The sequence below is a fragment of the Micromonospora sp. WMMD998 genome (assembly GCF_029581235.1).
Classification (GTDB): domain Bacteria; phylum Actinomycetota; class Actinomycetes; order Mycobacteriales; family Micromonosporaceae; genus Micromonospora.
The window spans coordinates 4,980,158-4,998,914 of record NZ_CP120740.1; the positions used below are offsets into that span (position 1 = coordinate 4,980,158).

Here is an 18,757-nt window from a genome sequence, read left to right on the forward strand (position 1 = left end):
GTTCAGTGCAGCGCGCGGGCGAGTTCGGTGCGGGACCGGATGCCGAGCCGGTGGAAGATGTTACGCAGGTGGTGGTCGACGGTCCGGGTGGAGAGGAACATCCGGGTGGCGATCTCCCGGTTGGTGGCGCCCTCGGCGACCAACTGCGCGATCCGTAGCTGCTGCCCGGTGAGCAGCCGGGCGGCCGGCAGCTCCGGGGTGCCAACCGACTCGCCGGCCGCCCGCAGCTCGGTGGTGGCCTGCTCGGCCCAGACGGTCAGCCCGAGCAGGCCGAAGGTTTCCCGGGCGTCGTGCAGGTGCTCCCGGGCGTCCCGGGGGCGGCGGCTGCGGCGCAGTTCCCGGCCGAGGAGCAGCTCGGTGCGGGCCCGTTCGAACGCCCCCGCGTCCGCCGGGTGCAGCCGCAGCGCGGCGCGGAAGCCGCGTTCGGCGTCGGCGCTGCCGCGCGCGGCCAGCAGCGCGTGGCAGCGCGCGGAGAGCGCCCGCCGGGACGGGCTGGCGGTGCTGCTGGCCCACCTGTCGAAGACGGCGAGCGCGGCGGTGGCGGCCGGTCGCCGGTCCGCGCCGGCGGCGGCCTCGACCAGGTACGGGGTGGCCATCACCTGGATCAGCACCTGTCCTCGGCCGGTGCCGGGGCGGGCCAGCGCGGCCAGTCGGGCGGCAGCCGCCTCGTGCCGCCCGTCGACCAGGTCGAGCACCGCGAGCGCCCACTGGGCGAGCGCGCGCGGGCGGCTGTGCGGGGCGGGCGCCTCGCCGATCTCGCGGATCCGGCACAGGCTGGTCTCCCGGTCGGCCCGCACCGCCGCCAGCACCGCCAGCATGCCCAGGTGCACCCCGGCGGAGTTGACCTGTCCGGTGTCCCGGGCGACCCGCAACCCCTCGCGGGAGGTATCCGCCGCCGCCTCGTGCCGGCCCAGCCAGTACTCCGCGATCGCGCGCAGTTCCAGCGCCCGGGGCAGCGCGGACACCTCGCCGCGGGCACGCGCCAGCTCGACGGCCCGCTCGGCGAGCCGGTGGGCGGCGCTGTCGACCGCGACCAGCAGGCCCGCGACCGCCGCGCCGGTCAGCGCGGCGGGGGTGAGCGCCGGCCCGGTCAGCCGGTTGCCGAGCACGACCGCCCGGCGCAGGGCCGGGCCGCCCCGCTCGTGGTCACCGCGCAGCGTCGCCGCCACCCCGGCGGCCAGCGCAGTCAGCAACTCCGCGTCGGGCGGGTCCTCGGGCCGGCCCAGGACCGCCGCTCGGCGCGCCACCTCGGCGTAGCGGAACTGGTCGCCGGTGTAGCAGGCCGCCTCACCGGCCCGGACCAGCGCGCCGAGGGCGGCGACGCGGTCGACCCCGGACACCGCCCGGGCGGCGGCGAGCAGGGTGGTCGAGGCCGTCGACGGCGAGCCGCAGCGCAGTTCCATCTCGCCGCGGAGCAGCTCGGCCCGGCCGGCCGCGACCGGGTCGAGCGGTCCGGCCGCGGCGGCCTCGGCGAGCAGCCGCCCGGCACGCCGCGGCTGCCCCGCCGCCCAGGCGCGACCGGCGGCGGCGACCAGCCGGGCGCTGGCCTGCCGCGGCTCGCCGCTGAGTGCGGCGGCCCGGTGCAGGGCGGCCACCCCGTCGTCCCCGCCGGCCCCGTCCGCTACGGCCTCCAGTTCCGCCGCCAGCGCCGGGTCCGGCCCCTCCGCCGCGGCGGCGCGGTGCAGCGTCCGGCGCAGGTGCTGTCCGGGGCCGTCGAGCACGCCGGCGAGCAGCAGGTGGGCGGCGCGCCGCTCGGCCAGCGGCGCGTCCGCCACGACGACGGCCCGGGCCAGCGGTTGCGCCAGAGCCACCCGCTCCGGGCCGACCCGGACCAGCCCGGCTGCCTCGGCCGGGGCGAGCGCCTCGATCGCCGTGCCGTCGGCGCGGGCGGCCCGGACCAGGGTGGCCGGATCGCCGTCGGAGTCGAGCGCGGCGAGCAGCAGCACGCGCCGGGTGTCGGCGGGCAGCCGGGCCAGCCGGCTCCGGTACCCGCGACCCAGCGCGCCGTCGAGGGGCGGCCCGTCGGGCAGTGCCTCCTCACCGCGGCACTGGCCCGGGGTCAGCACCTCGGCGAGGTCGGCCAGGGCCTGCGGGTTGCCGCCGGCGACCGCGGTCAACTCCCGGGCCACCCGGGGGGCCAGCCCGGGCAGCCGGTCGGTGAGCAACGCGGCGCCGGCCCGGTCGTCGAGGGGTCGCAGCCGGTGCCGGGGCACGCCGGCGGCGACCGCGTCGGTGCCGGCGGTGAGCAGCATGGCGACCGGCAGGTGACGCAGCCGGCGGGCCACGAAGCCGAGCACCTCCGCGGTCGGCGGGTCGCCGCGGTCGACGTCGTCGACCGTGCAGAGCAGCGGGCGGTCCCGGGCGGCGGCGGCGAGCAGCCCCAGCACCGCCATCGACAGGGCGAGCCGGTGGTCGGCCGGGCAGCCCGCGCCGGCCAGCGTCCGCCGCAGCACCCCGCGCTGCGGCTCGGGCAGGGCGTCGGCCCGGTCGAGCAGCGGGTCGAGCAGGCGTTGCAGGCCCGCGTACGGCAGCGCGGCCTCGTCGGCCAGGCCAGCGCCGGCCAGCCGGTGACAGCGGGTGGCGTACCGGTGGGCGTAGCCGAGGAGGACGCTGCGGCCGGCGCCCGGTTCGCCCCACACCAGCAGCGCTCCCCCGGCGTCCGGCAGTCCGTCGGCCAGCCGCCGGACGGCCGCGCACTCGGTGTCCCGACCCGGCAGCCCAGTTATTTGCACTGACGATGCAGCAACCATGCATCGAGTGTTACCTATCGGAAACCGGATGGAAAGAGTTCGGACCGGTCAGCGGGGGGGGGCGCCGGCCAGCAGGGCGGCCACCGTCCGGGCCATCACCGCCCGCGCCTGGTCCACGCCCAGCCCCAGCCCGTCGCGCAGCATCGACCAGGCCGGCCACATGCTCGCCGCGACCACCCCGTGCAGCACCTGCTCCCGACCGGACCCGGCCTGTGTCAGCTCGGCCGCGAAGAGCTGCTCGACCTCCTCGCGGACCCGCGAGATGTGCACCAGCCGGTTGCGGTGCAGTTGGTCGGAGACCGGCTCCCGCATCTGCGCCGCCCGCGCGGAGGGCGCGATGAGCTGCAACAGCCGCGCCCGCTGCCGGCAGTACGCATCGACCCGCTTGGCCAACGGCAGCGTCGGCGAGATCGGCCGGTGCGCGGCGTCCTGCTGGCGGAGCACCTCCGCCCCGCTGGCCTCGAAGAGCGTCTCCATGTCCTTGAAGTTCGTCCAGAGCGTGCGCAGCGAGATACCGGCCCGCTCCGCGATGCGCTCGCCGGTCGGCCGCAGGTCCCCCTCGGAGATGAGCGCGAGGTGGGCCTCGACGATCGCCGCCCGGGTCCGCGCGGCCCGGGCCGTCCGCCCGTCCACCCGGCCGGGCGCCTGCACCCCACCCATCCGCGCTGCCCCCCTCGACGCTGTCACGCCTCACTGCCCGCCGAGTCTAGACGCGCGCCGTCGGCGCAGCGCCGAACGTGTGCCGGTCACTCGGCGGCCCGGCCGGCCAGGGTGACCCCACCGTCGAGGACGAGGGTCCGCCCGGTGATCCAGGCCGCGTCGGGGCCGGCGAGGAAGGCGACCGCGCCGGCGACGTCCTCGGGTACGCCGAGGCGCCCCAGCGGGTACGCCCCGGGCGGCCTGCTCGATGTCCACTCGGCCGAGAGCAATCTGCATTCACGATGCAAACAGTATGAGGGTGTTCGGCGAACGTCAACGACGGATCTCGCTCAACATCTCACATTCCGTTGACACGGGCCCAACCTTAATCGCACCGTCAGTGCAAATAAAATGTGCACCCCGGAGAGGACACCGTCATGCCGGAAGCCGTCATCGTCGCCGCCGCGCGATCCCCGATCGGCCGCGCCAACAAGGGCTCCCTGCGCGATCTACGCGCGGACGACCTGGCCGCCACCATCGTCCGGGCCGCCCTCGACCAGGTGCCGCAGCTCGACCCCCGGGAACTCGACGACCTGATGCTCGGCTGCGGCCAGCCCGCCGGCGAGCAGGGCCACAACCTCGCCCGGGTGGTGGCGGTCCTGCTCGGACTGGACCACCTGCCCGGCACCACGGTGAACCGGTACTGCTCGTCGTCGCTGCAGACCACCCGGATGGCGCTGCACGCCATCCGGGCCGGCGAGGGCCACGCCTTCGTCTCCGCCGGGGTCGAGTGCGTCTCCCGGTACGACCGGGGCCGCAGCGACGGGCACCCGGGCAGCGCCAACCCGCGGTTCGCCGACGCGGTGGCCCGGACCGCCGACCGGGCCGCCGGCGGGGCGCCCCACTGGCACGACCCCCGCGACGACGGCCACCTGCCCGACGTCTACGTCGCCATGGGACAGACCGCGGAGAACGTGGCCCGGCTGCGCGGCGTCTCCCGCGACAGTCAGGACGAATTCGCCGTACGGTCGCAGAACCTCGCCGAGAAGGCCGTCGCCGACGGCTTCTGGGCCCGGGAGATCACCCCGGTCACCCTGCCCGGCGGCGGGGTGGTCACCGCCGACGACGGGCCACGTCCCGGGGTGACCCTGGCGGCGGTGAGCGCGCTGGCACCGGTGTTCCGGCCGGACGGCACGGTGACCGCGGGCAACTGCTGCCCGCTCAACGACGGGGCCGCCGCGCTGGTGGTGATGTCCGACGTCCGGGCCCGGGAACTCGGGGTCACCCCGCTGGCCCGGATCGTGGCCACCGGGCTGAGCGCGCTCTCCCCCGAGGTGATGGGGCTCGGCCCGGTCGAGGCGTCCCGGCAGGCGCTGCGCCGCGCCGGGATGTCCGTCGCCGACGTCGACCTGGTCGAGATCAACGAGGCGTTCGCCGCGCAGGTGGTGCCCAGCGCGCACGAGCTGGGCGTCGACTGGGACCGGCTCAACGTCAACGGCGGCGCGATCGCGATCGGCCACCCGTTCGGGATGACCGGCGCCCGGATCACCACCACGTTGCTCAACTCGCTGCGCTGGCACGACCGGCAGGTCGGGCTGGCCACCATGTGCGTCGGCGGCGGCCAGGGGATGGCGATGATCGTCGAGCGGCTGAGCTGACCGGACCGCCCGGCCGAGGCGGCCACGGCACCGGCCGGGCGGGGCCGTGGGAAACCCCGCCCGGCCGGTGGCTCAGGACGCGGTCGGGATCCCGTTGGCCGGCGGGGTCACCGGCTCGGCGGTGTACTCACGCACCGGCCCGTCGCCCTCGTCCGTCTCGTACGTCGGCCCGAAGTAGGCCTGCACGCCCCCGCTGACCCGGGTCAACCGCTCCCCGCCATAGCCGGAGTGGTCGCTGTCGGAGTAGCGCAGCGGTGCCAGCCCGGGACCCTGGAAGCCGCCCTTGGCCACCGCCTTGAGCAGGGACTCCCGGGTGAGGTCCTGGCCGGCGGCCTGGAGCGCCTGCACGAAGAGGTAGCCGACCGACATCCCGTAGACGGTGTTGCCGTCGAACGGCGCGTCCCCGTTGTGTTCCTTGTTCACCTTGGTGAAGAGCTGGATCCACGGGTTGGCCGCGTCGTTCTGCATCGGCAGGTAGTTGGCGCCGACCATGCCCTCCAGCAGGCCGGACGCCGCGCCGAGCTGTTTGGCCAGCGTGGGGTGGTCGGCGCCCACGTTGGAGACCAGCCACTGCGGTTTGAAGCCGAGCCGGGCGGCGGTGCCGATCGACAGCGCGGTGAAGCCGGGCACGGTGGCCAGGACGACCACCTGGCAGTTGGCCGCCTTGAACGCGCCGATCTGCGGCGCCACGTTCGTGTTGCTGGTGACGTACGTCTGCTTGACCGCCACCGCGTCCGCGCCGAGCACCTGTTCCACCCCGGCGAGGCTGTCCCGGCCGAAGTCGTCGTCCTGGCCGAGGAAGCACACCTTCCGGCCGGGCAGCGCGGTCTTCACGTGGTTGGCCAGGATCTTGCCCTCCACCGTGTAGTCGGGGTTGAAGCCGAACGAGCCCGGATACTTGTCCGGCTGGTCCCAGCTACGGCTGCCGGAGGCGATGAAGAGGTCCGGGACACGGTTGCTCTTGAGAAAGTCGAGCACGCCGGTGTGGGTCGGCGTGCCGAGCCCGTTGAGCACGGCGAAAACCTTGTCCTGCAACACCAGTTGGCGGACCACCTGCTGGGTGTTCGCCGGGTTGTAGCCGTCGTCCATGATCTTGTAGGTGATCTTCCGGCCGTGCACCCCGCCGTTGGCGTTGACATAGTCGAAGTACGCCTTGGTGGCCGGGGCGATCTTCGAGTAGCCGGCCGAGGCCGGCCCGGTCAGCGGCATGTGGGTGCCGACCACGATCTCGGTGTCGGTGACGCCGGGCGCCGCCCCGCGCCCGGCGCCGCCCGGGCCCTCGTCGTCACCGCACCCCGCGGCGGCGACGAGCAGGGCGATGGTGCTGACGACCGCGAGACCACGTCGTGTCGTACGGTGCATGTGGAACACCGACCTTTCTTCGGTCCGGTTCTCCTGAATCGGGTGGTGGGTGGGGTGCCGGCGGGCCGCGCCGCCGGCGCTTGCTAGGACCGCCGCCCCGGCCACCGGGCCAGTAGCTCCCGGCCGAGCCGGGACAGCAGTCCCTGCACGCCGCCGGGCGCGGCGATCATGACGACGACCAGGGTGATCCCGAAGATCGCCAACGGCAGGTTGCCCTCCAGCCGCTGCGCCACCGCCGGTGAGACGGTGAACAGGTCGGTCACGGAGTGCGTCAGGTCGGGCAGGGCGACCAGCAGGACCGCTCCCCAGAGCGCCCCGGCGAGGCGGCCGAGACCGCCGATCACCACGGCCATGAGCAGGAAGAGCGACAGGGTCAGCGAGAACGCCCCGGGCGAGACGCTCTGCGCGAGCACCGCGAGCAGCGCGCCGCCGAGCCCGGCGCCGGCCGCGCTGACCACGAAGGCGAGCACCTGGGTACGGGCCACGTGGATGCCGGCGAGGCGGGCCGCCACCTCGTCGTCCCGGACCGCCCGGAAGGTGCGGCCGTACCGGCTGCGGACCAGGTTGGCCAGCAGCACCAGGGCGACCAGGGTCGCCGCCGTGGCGATCCAGAGCTGCCACCGCTCGTACGGGAAGTAGGCCCCGAGCGCCAGCGGCGGTGGCTCGACCGGCACGGAGAGCCCCTGGTCGCCGTTGAAGACGTCGTCGAAGGTGACCGTGAGGGCGGGCACCACGACCGCGACGGCCAGCGTCACGCCGGCGAGGTACGGACCGCGCAGGCGGGCGGCGGCCGTCCCGACCACGGCACCGACGCCCACCGTGACCAGGACCGCCGCGACCAGCGACAGCGGGAGCAGCCAGCCGCCGGTCATCCCCTGGTCGGCGAACGCGCCCTGGCAGAGCGCCACCGTGTAGGCGCCGACCGCCATCAGCGCGCCGTGCCCGAGCGAGAGCTGACCGTTGAGTCCGGTCAGGACGGTCAGCCCGGCGGTCGCGCAGAGGTAGGCGGCCACCGTGGCGAGCTGGAAGTTGCGGAACGGCGCCAGGCCGTAGCTCGCCGCCAGCACCAGCAGCGCCACGACGGCCGCCACCGCCAGGTGCCGCAGCAGGGTGGATCCGCGACGGTCGTCGGCGCGCGGGCCGGTGGCCGCCCGCTGCGGCGGCGCAGCCGCCCGGGTGGCGCTCACACCCGCCTCGCGGCGACCGAGGCGAACAGCCCGCCGGGCCGGACCAGCAGCACGGCCAGCAGCAGGACCAGCACCGCGAGCGGGGTGAGGTCGCTGCCGGCGTATCCGCTGACGTAGGAGAGCAGCAGCCCCACCACCAGTCCGCCGACCACCGCCCCCGGCGGGCTGTCCAGTCCGCCGACCACCGCCGCGGTGAACGCCGAGACGAAGACCAGGTCCATGGCGTTCGGGTGCAGGCCCAGTTCGGTGGGGATCACCAGCATGGCGGCCAGGGCCCCCACCCCCGAGGCGAGGGCCCAGCCGAGGGCGAGCATGCCGCCCACGTTGACCCCGAGCAGGCGGGAGACCTCCGGGGCGAAGGCCGCCGCGCGCATCCGCAGGCCGACCGGGGTACGCGCGAAGATCCAGGCGAGCGCCACCATGACCACCCCCACCGTGACGAAGACGAACAGGTCGTACGGTGAGCCGACGGCGAACCCGCCGACGGTGAGCGCGGCGCGGCTGAACGGCGTCCCGGCGGGGCGGAACTCGTTACCGTAGATCATGCCGAGGACGGCCTGGATCAGCAGGACCAGCCCGAGCGCGACGATCACCGGGTTGAGCGGTGAGGCGTGGTCGACGAAGCGCATCACCGCCCGGTCCACGACCGCGCCGAGCAGCAGCCCGGCGGCGAGCGCGGCCAGGAAGCCCAACCAGTAGGAGCCGGTCGACGCGGACACGCTGTAGGCGACGTACGCGGTGGCGACGGCCATCGCGCCCTGGGCGAAGTTGACGATCCGCGCGGCCCGCCAGATGAGCACCAGCGCCAGCGCGAACGCCGCGTAGACGGCGCCCCGGGAGAGGCCGTCGAAGGTGAGGAAGACGAAGCGCTCCACAGTCCTCCTTCCGGAGCAGACGAGGGTTCAGAATCCGAGGTACGCGTGCCGCAGGTCGACGTCGTCGCGCAGCCGCTGCGCCGGGGCGGCGCGGACCACCCGGCCGAGGGACATCACGATCCCCTGGTCGGCGACGGAGAGCGCGCTGCGGACGTTCTGCTCGACCAGCAGCACGGTCAGCCCGGTGCCGTCGCGCAGGTGGCGCAGCAGGGCCATGATCTGGGCGACCACCCGCGGCGCCAGGCCGAGCGACGGCTCGTCGAGCAGCAGCAGGCGGGGCCGGCCGACCAGGGCCCGACCGAGGGCGAGCATCTGCCGTTCGCCGCCGGAGAGCTGGTGGCCGAGGTGGCCACGGCGGCGGGCCAGCGGCTCGAAGAGCTGGTACACCTCGTCCCGGGCGCGCGCGGCGTCGGCCTTGTCGCGGCGCCACAGCCCGCCCAGCCGCAGGTTCTCGTCCACGGTCAGCTCGCCGATCACCCCGCGTCCCTCGGGGACGTGCGCCATCCCCCGGCGCACCAGTTGCTCCACCGGAGTGCCGCGCAGGTCCTCCCCGGCGAGCACGACCTGGCCGGCCAGCGGGCGCAGCATGCCGGACAGGGCGCGCAGCAGGGTGGTCTTGCCGGCGCCGTTCGCCCCGACCACCGCCGCGATGGTGCCGGCGGGGACGGCGAGGTCGACCTCGTGCAGCACCGGCGCGGCGCCGTAGCCGGCCACCAGCCCCCGCACGGTGAGCAGGTCGCCGCCGCTCGCGCCACCGCCGTGCGGGGCCGGCGCGTCGAGCCGGCCGATTCGCCCGCTCATGCGGCGGCCTCGTCCACGGCCGCGCCCAGGTAGGCGTCGGCGACCGCCGGGTCGTCGCGCACCTCGTCCGGCGTGCCGGCGGCGATCACCCGCCCGAAGTCGAGCACCACGATGTCGTCGCAGACGGACATCACCAGATCCATGTGATGCTCGACGAGCAGCACCGCGCAGGGGTCCGGGTCACGACCGGGCAGCTCGCGGATCAGCTCCGCGAGCTCGGCGATGTCCTCGGCGCCGAGGCCCCCGGCGGGCTCGTCGAGCAGGAGCAGGCGGGGCCGGGCCACCAGGGCGCGGGCCAGGGCGGCCCGCTGCCGTACGGCGAAGGGCAGCGTGCCCGGCGCGGCGGCGGCGTACCCGGCGATGCCCAGCCGGTCGAGCACGTCGAGGGCGTCCCGGCGCAGCCGGTGCTCGTCGCGGTCGCTGGCGGGCAGGCCGAGCAGCGCCGGCAGGAAACCGGCACGGGCGGTGTGGGTGGCGCCGGCCATCACGTTCTCCAGCACGGTGAGCCCGGCGAAGAGCCCGGTGCCCTGCAGCGTCCGGGCGATGCCCAGCCGGGTCAGCCGGTGCGGCCGGGGCCGCAGTGGGCGGCCGTCGAGGGTGAGGGCGCCCGCGTCCGGGGCGACGAAGCCGCAGATGACGTTGAACAGGGTGGTCTTCCCCGCGCCGTTGGGGCCGATCACGCCGACCACCCGGCCGGCGGGCACCCGCAGCGAGACGTCGTCGAGGGCGGTGAGACCACCGAAGCGCACCCCGATGTGGTGCAGCGCGAGCCCTTGCTCCATTGGCCCATCCCTCGGTCCGGCGGGACGCGATATTTACACTGGGAGTGTACGTTTCTCGCCTCCGGCGTCAATACCTCCGCCCAGCGCCCGCGCCGGCGACGCTCTCGGACCCGCCCTGGCACGGCGCACCGGGGAGCGGACGGCAGCCGGCCCGCCGTCGCCCGGGGCGACGGGGGCCGGCCGACGGGGTCAGGCACTCGGGCAGGTGTTGCGGTACTCCTCGATCGCCAGGCCGGTCGGTCCCGGGCAGAGGAACTGCTCGTACCGGGTGTCGTTGTCGACGAACCGCTTCAGCCAGGCCACCATCTGCCGGGCGGTGGGCGTGTTCACCGTCTGCGGGAAGAAGTGGCTGGCCCCGTTCAACTCCAGGTACGCCTTCTCGGCCGAGCTCGGGATGCTGTTGTAGAAGGGCTCGGAGTGCGTCGCGACCGGGGCGATGATGTCCGCCTCGCCACCGACGATCAGGGTCGGCACCCGCAGCCCGGACCAGGTCTTGTCCAGGTTCCACGGTGCCAGCGGCACGGCGGCCTGCAGCGACGGGCGCGACGCGGCGGCCTCCAGCGTCCCGCCGCCGCCCATCGAGTGGCCGGCGACCGCGAGCCGGGTGGCGTCGATCCGGCCCCGCACCGAGCTGCGCTGGGTCAGGTAGTCCAGCGCCGCCAGCAACTGCCGCCCCCGGCTGTCCGGCTGGTCCAGACGGGTGATCGTCTCGATGCCGATCACCACGAAGCCGTGTGAGGCGATCCGGGGCCCGAGCCAGTCGATGCTGGACCAGGCGGCGGTGTAGCCGGGCGAGATGGCGATGGCGCCGAACGTGCCCTCGCTCGTGCTGGTCGGGTAGTAGATGACTCCCCCGCCGAAGCCGGTGACCCTCAGCGAGGAGACGTATTCCGTGGCGACGGAGAACGGGCCTCGGCTGGCTTCCAGGATCGCCACGGTGGGGTCGGGGCCACGCTCATACGGGTTGTCCGCGGCCTGCGCGGCGCCGGACGACGCGCCGAGCACGCCGCCGGCGGCCAGGACGGCGGCCAGCGCCATCCCGACGGCACGAGCAGCGAAGGAACGGGGATGGGTGGTGGTTGGTGATGACACGCCGGGCACTCCCTACGGGTGGGGTTACATCGACAGATGTCATCCTTTTCCCTGCCCGCCCCCGTCCGCATCGGCAAAATCGCCGGTACCGACGCACCACGCACACCGTGCGACCCCGGCTGCCGGCGACGCTGGCGGCCGGCTGGTCACCGTGCTGAACGAGCCGACCCGGAAGCCGTCACCCCGGCGCCAGGCGCGGGCCGCGCCGCCGTACCGAGCCGGGCCGTGTGCTCACCACGGCCGGCTACGCCTGGCAGCAGCCCTGGCACGATCGACACTTCGGCCCGGTCACCCGGCGAAGCTTTCACGCGGCGCAGATGATCTGGGCCTGCGCCGAGAAGAAGTTGGGCATCGGCTGAGTCACCCAGGACGCCCCGTTGACACACTGGATGAACGGCTCCGGATAGCCCGCGGCATAGGCCAGGTTACGGGCCTGGTTCTGGGCGTTCATCAACGCGAACTGCGGGATCGAGCTGATGCCGTAGCCGGTGAAGATCTGCACTCCCGGCGGCGGGGCAGCCGAAGCCGGCGAGGCCGCGGTGAGGCTCGATGCCAGCATCGCCGTGGCGAGCGCCGCAGCGGCGGTGAGTCGTCGGACCGTGGACATGACGTCAGCTCCTCGGATAGGTGGCGGTCGGTTGCCAAAGGGTCTCCGGCGGTCCCGGAACACGGTGGGGTCGAGCGATCGCTGCGTGACGACCTGGGGGTTGAGGTAGGTCGATCGAATGACTACGCGCGGGTGACCCCGTACGCCGGCGCGGGACGCTCTACTGCCAGGGCCCGCTGCGGCAGATGAACTGGGTGGTGCCGCTGTACTGGGTCGTGCTGCCGTCGAAGTAGCTGTAGCTGGCCCGCACGGGGTGACCGAGGTTGCTGGCCGGGCAGGCGGCGAAGAGGGTCGGCCCGGCGGTCGTGAAGGTGCCGACGCTGCCGGAGTACCAGGTGATGCTCCAGGTCGTCGTGCCGGTGCTGCTGCCGTCGCAGTAGAACTGCGAGGCGCCGGACTCGCAGAAGGGCGCCGGGGCGGCGGCGAGGGCCGGGGTGGCGCCGGCGGCGACGAGGCCCAGAGCGGCAAGCGCGGACGTGGCAAGGGCCTTGACGGTGGTACGCATGGAACTCTCCCAACGTAGCCAAGCGATGACTCGGTGCAATGCCAGCCTAGCCATCGCATAGACGAATCTGGATTAGCCGTTCGGTCGATCAATCACCCGTGCGACCCGCAGCCGGGCAACCGCAACGACACCATCGCTACCGCACCTCGGGCATCGCCGAGAAGCTGGACGGGAGACCGGTGACGGCCGACGGCGGCTACCGAGCTACGTGCGGCCGGATGTGCACAGTTCCCGCGCACCGGACGAGGTTGGCCTCCACGATCTTTGTGCTGTTGGACAGACCCGGATGCGTCCGAGGCGGTGCGGTGCGTACAGTTCCGGGTCGGACGTGGGGTGGGCCGGTAGATTCGGCGCAGGAAAACGGGACGAGACAGCGACGCATGACGGCGGACAACATTACCGAAACCGGTCACGACGGCATTGACCGCGGACGGCTGGAGACCTGTCTCAGCGTCTTCGAGGCGTTGGAGAAACTGCCTCCCGATCATCCCGACGTGGTGCGGGTGCAACGGGCCACCGCGAAGCTCTACAAGGTGATCAAGCAGCGGCGACGCGAGGAACGGCGGGATGCCATCGCGGCGGCCGACCGCGCGGTAACGGCGGCCACCGCCACCGGCGCCCCGGGCCGGATCGACGACGAGACCCAGGGCATCCCGCTCGCCTCCCCCACCGTCGGTACCACGGCCGGCTTCCTGCACAATCCGCGCGGCTGCTACGTCTGCAAGCAGCGCTACCACGAGGTGGACGCCTTCTACCATCAGCTCTGCCCGCCCTGCGCCGCGCTCAACCGGGAGCGCCGGAACGCCCGCACCGACCTGACTGGCCGGCGCGCGCTGCTCACCGGCGGCCGAGCCAAGATCGGCATGTACATCGCGCTGCGGTTGCTGCGCGACGGCGCGCACACCACGGTGACCACGCGGTTTCCCCACGACGCGGTCCGCCGATTCGCCGCGATGCCGGACAGCGGGGACTGGCTGCACCGCCTGCGGATCGTCGGGATCGACCTGCGCGACCCCGCCCAGGTCATCGCCCTCGCTGACTCGGTCAGCGCCCAGGGACCACTCGACATCCTGATCAACAATGCGGCGCAGACGGTCCGCCGCACGCCGGGGGCGTACGCGCAGCTCGTCGCCGCGGAGGCGGCGGCCCTGCCGGACGGTCCCCTGCCGGAGCTGATCACGTTCGCCAAATCTTCCGGCCAGGACCACCCGGCGGGCCGTATCGCCCCGCCGCAGCCGGCCACGGTCACCCCGCAGGCGCTCACCGCGTTGGCGCTGACCGGCGGCTCCGCCTCGCCGGAACGGATCGCGGCGGCCACGGCCATCGACGCCGGCGGTCTGGTGCCGGACCTCGACCCGGTCAACAGTTGGGTGCAACGGGTGCACGAGGTGGACCCGGTCGAGCTGCTCGAAGTGCAACTGTGCAACGTGACCGCGCCGTTCGTGCTGGTCAGCCGACTGCGACCGGCGATGGCCGCAGCGACCGCCCGGCGGAAGTACGTGGTGAACGTGTCGGCGATGGAGGGCCAGTTCGCCCGCGGCTACAAGGGGCCGGGGCACCCGCACACCAACATGGCCAAGGCCGCGCTGAACATGCTCACCCGGACCAGCGCCCAGGAGATGCTGGCCGACGGCATCCTCATGACAAGCGTCGACACCGGCTGGATCACCGACGAGCGACCCCACCCGACGAAGATGCGGCTGGCGGACGCCGGCTTCCACGCCCCGCTGGACCTGGTCGACGGTGCGGCCCGGGTCTACGACCCGATCGTCCGCGGCGAACAGGGCGAAGACCTCTACGGCTGCTTCCTGAAGGACTACGCGCCCTGCGCCTGGTGATCAGCGCGCCGGATCATGTTCTTCGAGGGCGCGGGTTCCAGGTCGCAGCGTGCTCAGGTGTCCCGTTGCTCACCACCGAAAGTGAGACAGGGCGGTTGTTGTCTCTACAGTCCCTTCGCCGGTGGAGCGGGCGGCCGGGGTCGGTCCGGAGGCATCCGGAGCAGGGCGCCCGCCGAGAGGGCGAGCAGCGCGCCGACCGCCCAGAACACGCCGGCCGCGCCGGCGGAGAAGGCGCCCACCGCGACCGGCAGCGCGGTCTGGGCGAGGCGGTTCGCGGTCAGCCGCAGGCCCATCGCGGCGCCCCGGGTGCCGGGGCGGGCGGCGTCGGCCACCCAGGACATCGCCAGCGGTTGCGCCACGCCCAGCCCGATCCCGAGGAACAGCATGATCACGGCGGCGCCGGGGAGCTGGACCAGCGGCAGCACCAGCAGGCCGAGCCCGGCGACGGCGATCGAGACCACCATGGTCAGCCGGCGGCCGGCGCGGGCCACCACCCGGTCGACGACCAGCCGGGCGAGCAGGGTGACCGCGGCCCGCAGCGCGAGCAGCCCGCCCACCGCCGCGACCGGGACGCCGCGTTCGTCGGCCCAGGCCGGCAGGAAGACAGAGAGCAGGTCGAGCGCTGCCAGCACCACGCCGCCGGCGACCAGAGTCGCGGTCATCCCGGGTACGCCGACCATGCCGGCCGCCACCCGCCAGGACGACCGGGGGGCCGGGGCGCGGGACCGGGGCGCGGCCCGCAGCAATGGTCTCAGGCAAAGCGCCGAGGCGGCGCAGATCGCCGTGCCGACGGCCAGCCCGACGGCCCCCGGTGACGGGCCGACGCCCGGGACGCTCGCCGCCCCGGCAGCCAGCAGCGGGCCGACCGCCTGCCCGACGGCCCCGGCCGCGGTGAGCAGGCCGAAACCACGGTCGAGGTTCGCCGTGGCGCTCACCGCCACGGTGGCCTGCTGGCCGACGACGCTGACGAGTTGGCCGAGACCGAGCAGCGCGCTGGCCACCAGCAGCACCGGCAGGCTGCCGGCCAGCATGGCGAGCACTCCCGCCCCGGTGAACAGCACGACGCCGACCACCATCAGCCGGGCCGGGCCGAACCGGTCGGCCTGCCGGCCCACCGGGTACGCGAGCAGCAAAGGCAGTACCGAGAAGCTGGCCGCGAGCAGCCCGATGCCGGTGTTGCCGGCCTGCAACTCGATGGCCCGGTACCCGGTCATCGGGCGGACGGCCGCGTACCCGCCCAGCACCAGGCCGGCCTGGACGAGCAGCGGCCACCCGACGGCCCGGCGGGTCACCCCTTGTAGCTGACGACCCGGCCCCAGAGGCCCTTGGTGCCCCAGATACCGGAGCGGAGGCATTCGAGCTGGTAGACCTGGCTGTGGTCGATGAAGACGTTGACCTCGGGGCCGTAGTTCTTCACGTACCACTCGAAGACCGGCGGGTCGGCGGCCTCGAACATCACCGACTCCAGGCCGAACTCGGCGATGAACAGCGCCGGCACGTCGGTGCGCCAGGCGCGGACCTGCTCGGTGATCCCCTCGGACTCCAGCATGACCAGGTTCGCGCCGGCGTCGAACGCGCGGCGGGCGCGTTGCACCGCGTAGCTCGGGTCGCCGGTGCCCTCGGCGGCGAGCTCCTCCACCGACGAGGTGCCGCCGGCCCCGAACTGGATGCCGACCTCGGCCTTCACCTTGAGTCCGGCTTTGCGTCCGCGTTCGATCAGCCGCAGGTAGTCGGAGGCGGCGATGGCCAGCATGCCGACGGAGATCTCCACGATGTCGAACTCGTACCGGGCGATGGCCTGGAAGTACTGTTCCACCGCGTCGGGGCCCCGGGTCAGCACGAACTCGATGAGCCCGCCGGTGGAGACCTCGACGTTGTGGTCGTGGCAGACGTCGATGAACTTCTTCAGGGTCGCCTCAGACATCAGCGGCATCGAGGCGCCGGGGAACTTGAACGAGTCCACGTGCGGGCCGACGGACTCCAGCAGGTCACGCAGGTGGTCCGGGCCGAACGAGGTGTAGTAGGGACCGCGGATCTCGGTAAGCCCGACGGTGCGCGGCTTGCCCGGCCGCTCGTTGAGGCGCAGGAACGGGAAGGACCGCTCGGGGGTGGTGCTCATCAGGATGGATCTCCTCGTCAGCTCGACTCGAACTCGATGTCTTCGACCTGGTGGCGGTGTCCGGCGGTGAGCCGGTCCACCTCGGTCCACACGTCGTCGGGCAGCTCCAGCTCCAGCGCGTCGGTGACCGCGTCGAGCTGGTCGACCCGGCTCACCCCGACGATCGGCGCGGTCACGTCCGGGTGGCGCAGCCCCCAGGCGGTGGCCAGCACGGCGAGCGTGCTCCCGGCCCGCGCGGCCACCGCCGACAGGGCGTCGACGGTGGCGAACGTGGTGTCGTTCCAGTACCGCTCGGTGTAGCGGCGGCCGGCCGCGCCCACCGCGAACCGGCTGCCCGCCGGTGGTGGCCGGTCGCGGTCGTACCGGCCGGTCAGAATGCCGCCGGCGAGCAGGTTGAACGCGAGCACGGCGACCCGCTGCTCCCGGCACAGCCGGAACGCCTCGATCTCCGCGCCGCGCCGCACCAGGCTGTACCGCAGTTGCGCGGTGCGCAGCCGGGGCAGCCCGGCCAGCTCGCCGAGGGTGAGCGCCTGGGCGAGCTGGTACGCCAGGAAGTTGCAGCAGCCCACGTACCGGACCTTGCCGGCGCGGACCAGCGTGTCCAACGCGGCCAGGGTCTCCTCGATCGGCGTCGATCGGTCGTACCGGTGCAGTTGCAGCAGGTCGATGTGATCGGTGCCGAGTCGGGCCAGCGACCCGTCGACGGCGGCCAGCAGGTGTTTGCGGGACAGGCCGAGCTGCCAGGGGGCGGGCCCGGTCCGGTTGTAGACCTTGGTGGCCAGGAAGACCTGGTCGCGCCGGCCGGGCAGCCACCGGCCGAGCAGCTCCTCGGTGCCGCCGACGGCGTCCGCGCCGCTGCCCAGCGGATAGCTGGTCGCGGTGTCCAGCCAGGACATGCCCCGCTCCAGCGCCCGGTCCAGGATGTCCCGGGAGGTCGCCTCGTCGCACTGCGCGCCGAAGGTGGCGGTGCCCAGGACGACCCGGGGCGCCCGTACCCCGGTGTCGCCGAGCAGGACGGTGGCCGGTCCGGTCATCCCCGGTCCCGGCTGTGCCGGGCGGCGGTCCGGCCGGCCCGGCGGCCGAAGACCGCGCCGGACATCAGCCCGCTGCCGCCGGGATAGTTGTCGTAGAAGAGGCCCCCGACCACCTCGCCGGCCGCGTGCAGGCCGGGGATCGGCTGGTCGGCCTGGTTGAGCACCCGGGCGTCCTCGTCGACGCGGACTCCACCGTACGTAAAGGTGATCGCGCAGCCGACCGGGAACGCGACGTACGGGGGCCGGTCGATCGGTTGGGCCCAGTTGCTCTTGGGTGGTTCGAGGCCGCTGGTGGCCAGCCCGTCCAGCACCGTCGGGTCGAACGGTCGGTCACCGACCGACTCGTTGTACCCGGTGATCGTCCGCTCCAGCCGGCCCGGGTTCAGGTCGAGCTTCTCGGCCAGCTCGCGGATCGAGTCGGCGACGACCTGGCTGGCCCCCTCGTGGCCGTAGTCGGTGCGAAGCAGGCCGACGCCGCGCTGGTCGAAGATCTGGTACGCGAGGCCGCCGGTCTGCCGCAGGATCGCCGACCCGATCTTGGCGTACGTGTAGTTGCGGAAGTCCGCCCCCTCGTCGACGAACCGGTCGCCCTCCACGTTGACGGTGATCCCGAACGGGTACGAGTGCCGTTGCAGCTTGTTGGTGAGCACCCGGTTGCCGTACGGGCCGGCGTTGATGTCCCAGGCCACCGCGTGCGCGCCGGACCAGTTGCCGTACGCCTGCGCGCCGATGCCGAGCGCGCTCATCAGGCCCTCGCCGGTGTTGTGCCGGCTGCCGCGCACCTTGGCGGTGTCCCAGCCGGGGCCGAGGTGCACCGCTCGCAGCCGGGCGTCGGCCTCGAAGCCGCCGGAGGCGAGCACCACCGCGCGGGCCCGGATCTGCCGTTCGCCCTGTGGGGTGCGGCACACCACGCCTTCCACGGCCCCGGTCGGGCCGACCAGGAAGCCGGTCATCTGGTGTTCGGCGCGCACGTCGATGCCGGTGGCCTTGGCGGCGGCGAGGTGCTGCTCGATGAGCCCGATGCCGCCGCCGACGGTGGCGATGGTGCCGCCGCCCCAGAACTTCTTCCGGCCGTTGACCTCGAAGACCTGGTTGTCGGACTGGAGCTTGAACTTGACCCCGTGCCCGTGCAGCCACCGGAGGGTGGGGAAGGAGTCCTCGACGAGGATCCGCATCAGGGTCGGGTCGGTCCGGCCCCGGGTGAGCCGGAGCATGTCGGCGGCGAAGCTCTCCACCGGGTACGGGTCCAGGTCGTACCGGTCGGCCTCGCGCTCGTCGAGCTCGCTGAGGATCGGGCGCAGGTCGTCGAGGCCGTGGTAGGTGGCCCGGAAGGATCCGAGCGTGAAGTAGGAGTTTCCGCCGAGTTCCGCCATGGTCGCCTTCTCCAGCATGCCGACCCGGGAAACCTGCTCCCGGGCGGCGTGCGCGGCGGAGAAGGCGGCGTTGCCGGCCCCGACGACGAGGACGTCGTAGTCGTAGTCGCTCATGGTTCTCCCTGGTTCGTGGGC

17 protein-coding genes are annotated in these 18,757 nt (G+C 73.7%); 2 read left to right on the forward strand and 15 right to left on the reverse strand.

The annotated features are described in order from the left end of the window. Window positions 1-2: 2 nt before the first annotated feature. The 3 genes from O7619_RS22500 to O7619_RS22510 all read right to left on the reverse strand — a co-directional run bounded on the left by O7619_RS22500 (window position 3) and on the right by O7619_RS22510 (window position 3,679). The gene (locus O7619_RS22500) at window positions 3-2,750 is read right to left on the reverse strand and encodes a LuxR family transcriptional regulator (protein ID WP_282283275.1); all 2,748 of its coding nucleotides are present in this window, start codon (window positions 2,748-2,750) and stop codon (window positions 3-5) included. Between the two features lie 48 nt (window positions 2,751-2,798). Continuing rightward, window positions 2,799-3,410, reverse strand: a complete 612-nt coding sequence (locus tag O7619_RS22505; protein WP_282283276.1) for a TetR/AcrR family transcriptional regulator — start codon at window positions 3,408-3,410, stop codon at window positions 2,799-2,801. 86 nt (window positions 3,411-3,496) lie between these two features. Beyond that, the gene (locus O7619_RS22510; protein ID WP_348774330.1) at window positions 3,497-3,679 is read right to left on the reverse strand and encodes an SDR family oxidoreductase; all 183 of its coding nucleotides are present in this window, start codon (window positions 3,677-3,679) and stop codon (window positions 3,497-3,499) included. A 147-nt stretch (window positions 3,680-3,826) separates the two neighbouring features. Between O7619_RS22510 and O7619_RS22515 the strand changes: the two genes are divergently transcribed. Beyond that, a complete protein-coding gene (locus O7619_RS22515; protein ID WP_282283277.1) occupies window positions 3,827-5,047 on the forward strand; it encodes an acetyl-CoA C-acetyltransferase in 1,221 nt (406 codons plus the stop codon). A 72-nt stretch (window positions 5,048-5,119) separates the two neighbouring features. On the opposite strand, the gene O7619_RS22520 is transcribed toward O7619_RS22515, so the two are convergent. From O7619_RS22520 to O7619_RS22555, 8 genes are all read right to left on the reverse strand, one after another. Next, window positions 5,120-6,409: an ABC transporter substrate-binding protein gene (locus O7619_RS22520; RefSeq protein WP_282283278.1), complete on the reverse strand. Its 1,290-nt coding sequence runs from the start codon at window positions 6,407-6,409 to the stop codon at window positions 5,120-5,122. An 83-nt stretch (window positions 6,410-6,492) separates the two neighbouring features. After that, on the reverse strand, window positions 6,493-7,596 hold the full coding sequence (locus tag O7619_RS22525) for a branched-chain amino acid ABC transporter permease (protein ID WP_282283279.1): 1,104 nt from the start codon (window positions 7,594-7,596) through the stop codon (window positions 6,493-6,495). Continuing rightward, on the reverse strand, window positions 7,593-8,471 hold the full coding sequence (locus O7619_RS22530; RefSeq protein WP_282283280.1) for a branched-chain amino acid ABC transporter permease: 879 nt from the start codon (window positions 8,469-8,471) through the stop codon (window positions 7,593-7,595). Before O7619_RS22530 ends, O7619_RS22525 begins: the two co-directional genes overlap by 4 nt. A gap of 27 nt (window positions 8,472-8,498) precedes the next feature. After that, entirely contained in the window at window positions 8,499-9,272 is a 774-nt protein-coding gene (locus O7619_RS22535) for an ABC transporter ATP-binding protein (RefSeq protein WP_282283281.1), read from the reverse strand. Continuing rightward, window positions 9,269-10,054: an ABC transporter ATP-binding protein gene (locus O7619_RS22540; RefSeq protein ID WP_282283283.1), complete on the reverse strand. Its 786-nt coding sequence runs from the start codon at window positions 10,052-10,054 to the stop codon at window positions 9,269-9,271. The genes O7619_RS22535 and O7619_RS22540 overlap by 4 nt, the downstream gene beginning before the upstream one ends. Before the next feature lie 189 nt (window positions 10,055-10,243). Further along, complete coding sequence (locus tag O7619_RS22545; protein ID WP_282288902.1) at window positions 10,244-11,092, reverse strand: alpha/beta hydrolase; 849 nt, start codon at window positions 11,090-11,092, stop codon at window positions 10,244-10,246. A gap of 358 nt (window positions 11,093-11,450) precedes the next feature. Further along, window positions 11,451-11,753 (reverse strand): hypothetical protein, encoded by a 303-nt coding sequence (locus O7619_RS22550; RefSeq protein ID WP_282283285.1) that lies wholly within the window; start codon window positions 11,751-11,753, stop codon window positions 11,451-11,453. A gap of 160 nt (window positions 11,754-11,913) precedes the next feature. Further along, entirely contained in the window at window positions 11,914-12,258 is a 345-nt protein-coding gene (locus O7619_RS22555; RefSeq protein ID WP_282283286.1) for a hypothetical protein, read from the reverse strand. 380 nt (window positions 12,259-12,638) lie between these two features. On the opposite strand from O7619_RS22555, the gene O7619_RS22560 reads away from it, so the two are divergent. Further along, window positions 12,639-14,096: an SDR family oxidoreductase gene (locus O7619_RS22560; RefSeq protein ID WP_282283287.1), complete on the forward strand. Its 1,458-nt coding sequence runs from the start codon at window positions 12,639-12,641 to the stop codon at window positions 14,094-14,096. A 104-nt stretch (window positions 14,097-14,200) separates the two neighbouring features. Here O7619_RS22560 and O7619_RS22565 read toward each other — a convergent pair whose 3' ends face one another. From O7619_RS22565 to tcuA, 4 genes are read right to left on the reverse strand one after another with little or no spacing between them, the layout of a single operon-like run. Continuing rightward, window positions 14,201-15,388: an MFS transporter gene (locus tag O7619_RS22565; protein ID WP_282283288.1), complete on the reverse strand. Its 1,188-nt coding sequence runs from the start codon at window positions 15,386-15,388 to the stop codon at window positions 14,201-14,203. After that, window positions 15,385-16,215 carry a phosphosulfolactate synthase gene (locus O7619_RS22570; protein WP_282283289.1) on the reverse strand — a complete coding sequence of 277 codons (831 nt, stop codon included), beginning with the start codon at window positions 16,213-16,215 and terminating at the stop codon, window positions 15,385-15,387. Before O7619_RS22570 ends, O7619_RS22565 begins: the two co-directional genes overlap by 4 nt. Window positions 16,216-16,232: 17 nt before the next feature. Then, complete coding sequence (locus O7619_RS22575) at window positions 16,233-17,249, reverse strand: aldo/keto reductase (RefSeq protein ID WP_282283291.1); 1,017 nt, start codon at window positions 17,247-17,249, stop codon at window positions 16,233-16,235. Next, window positions 17,246-18,736, reverse strand: a complete 1,491-nt coding sequence (gene tcuA / locus O7619_RS22580) for an FAD-dependent tricarballylate dehydrogenase TcuA (RefSeq protein WP_282283292.1) — start codon at window positions 18,734-18,736, stop codon at window positions 17,246-17,248. Before tcuA ends, O7619_RS22575 begins: the two co-directional genes overlap by 4 nt. Window positions 18,737-18,757: the final 21 nt, after the last annotated feature.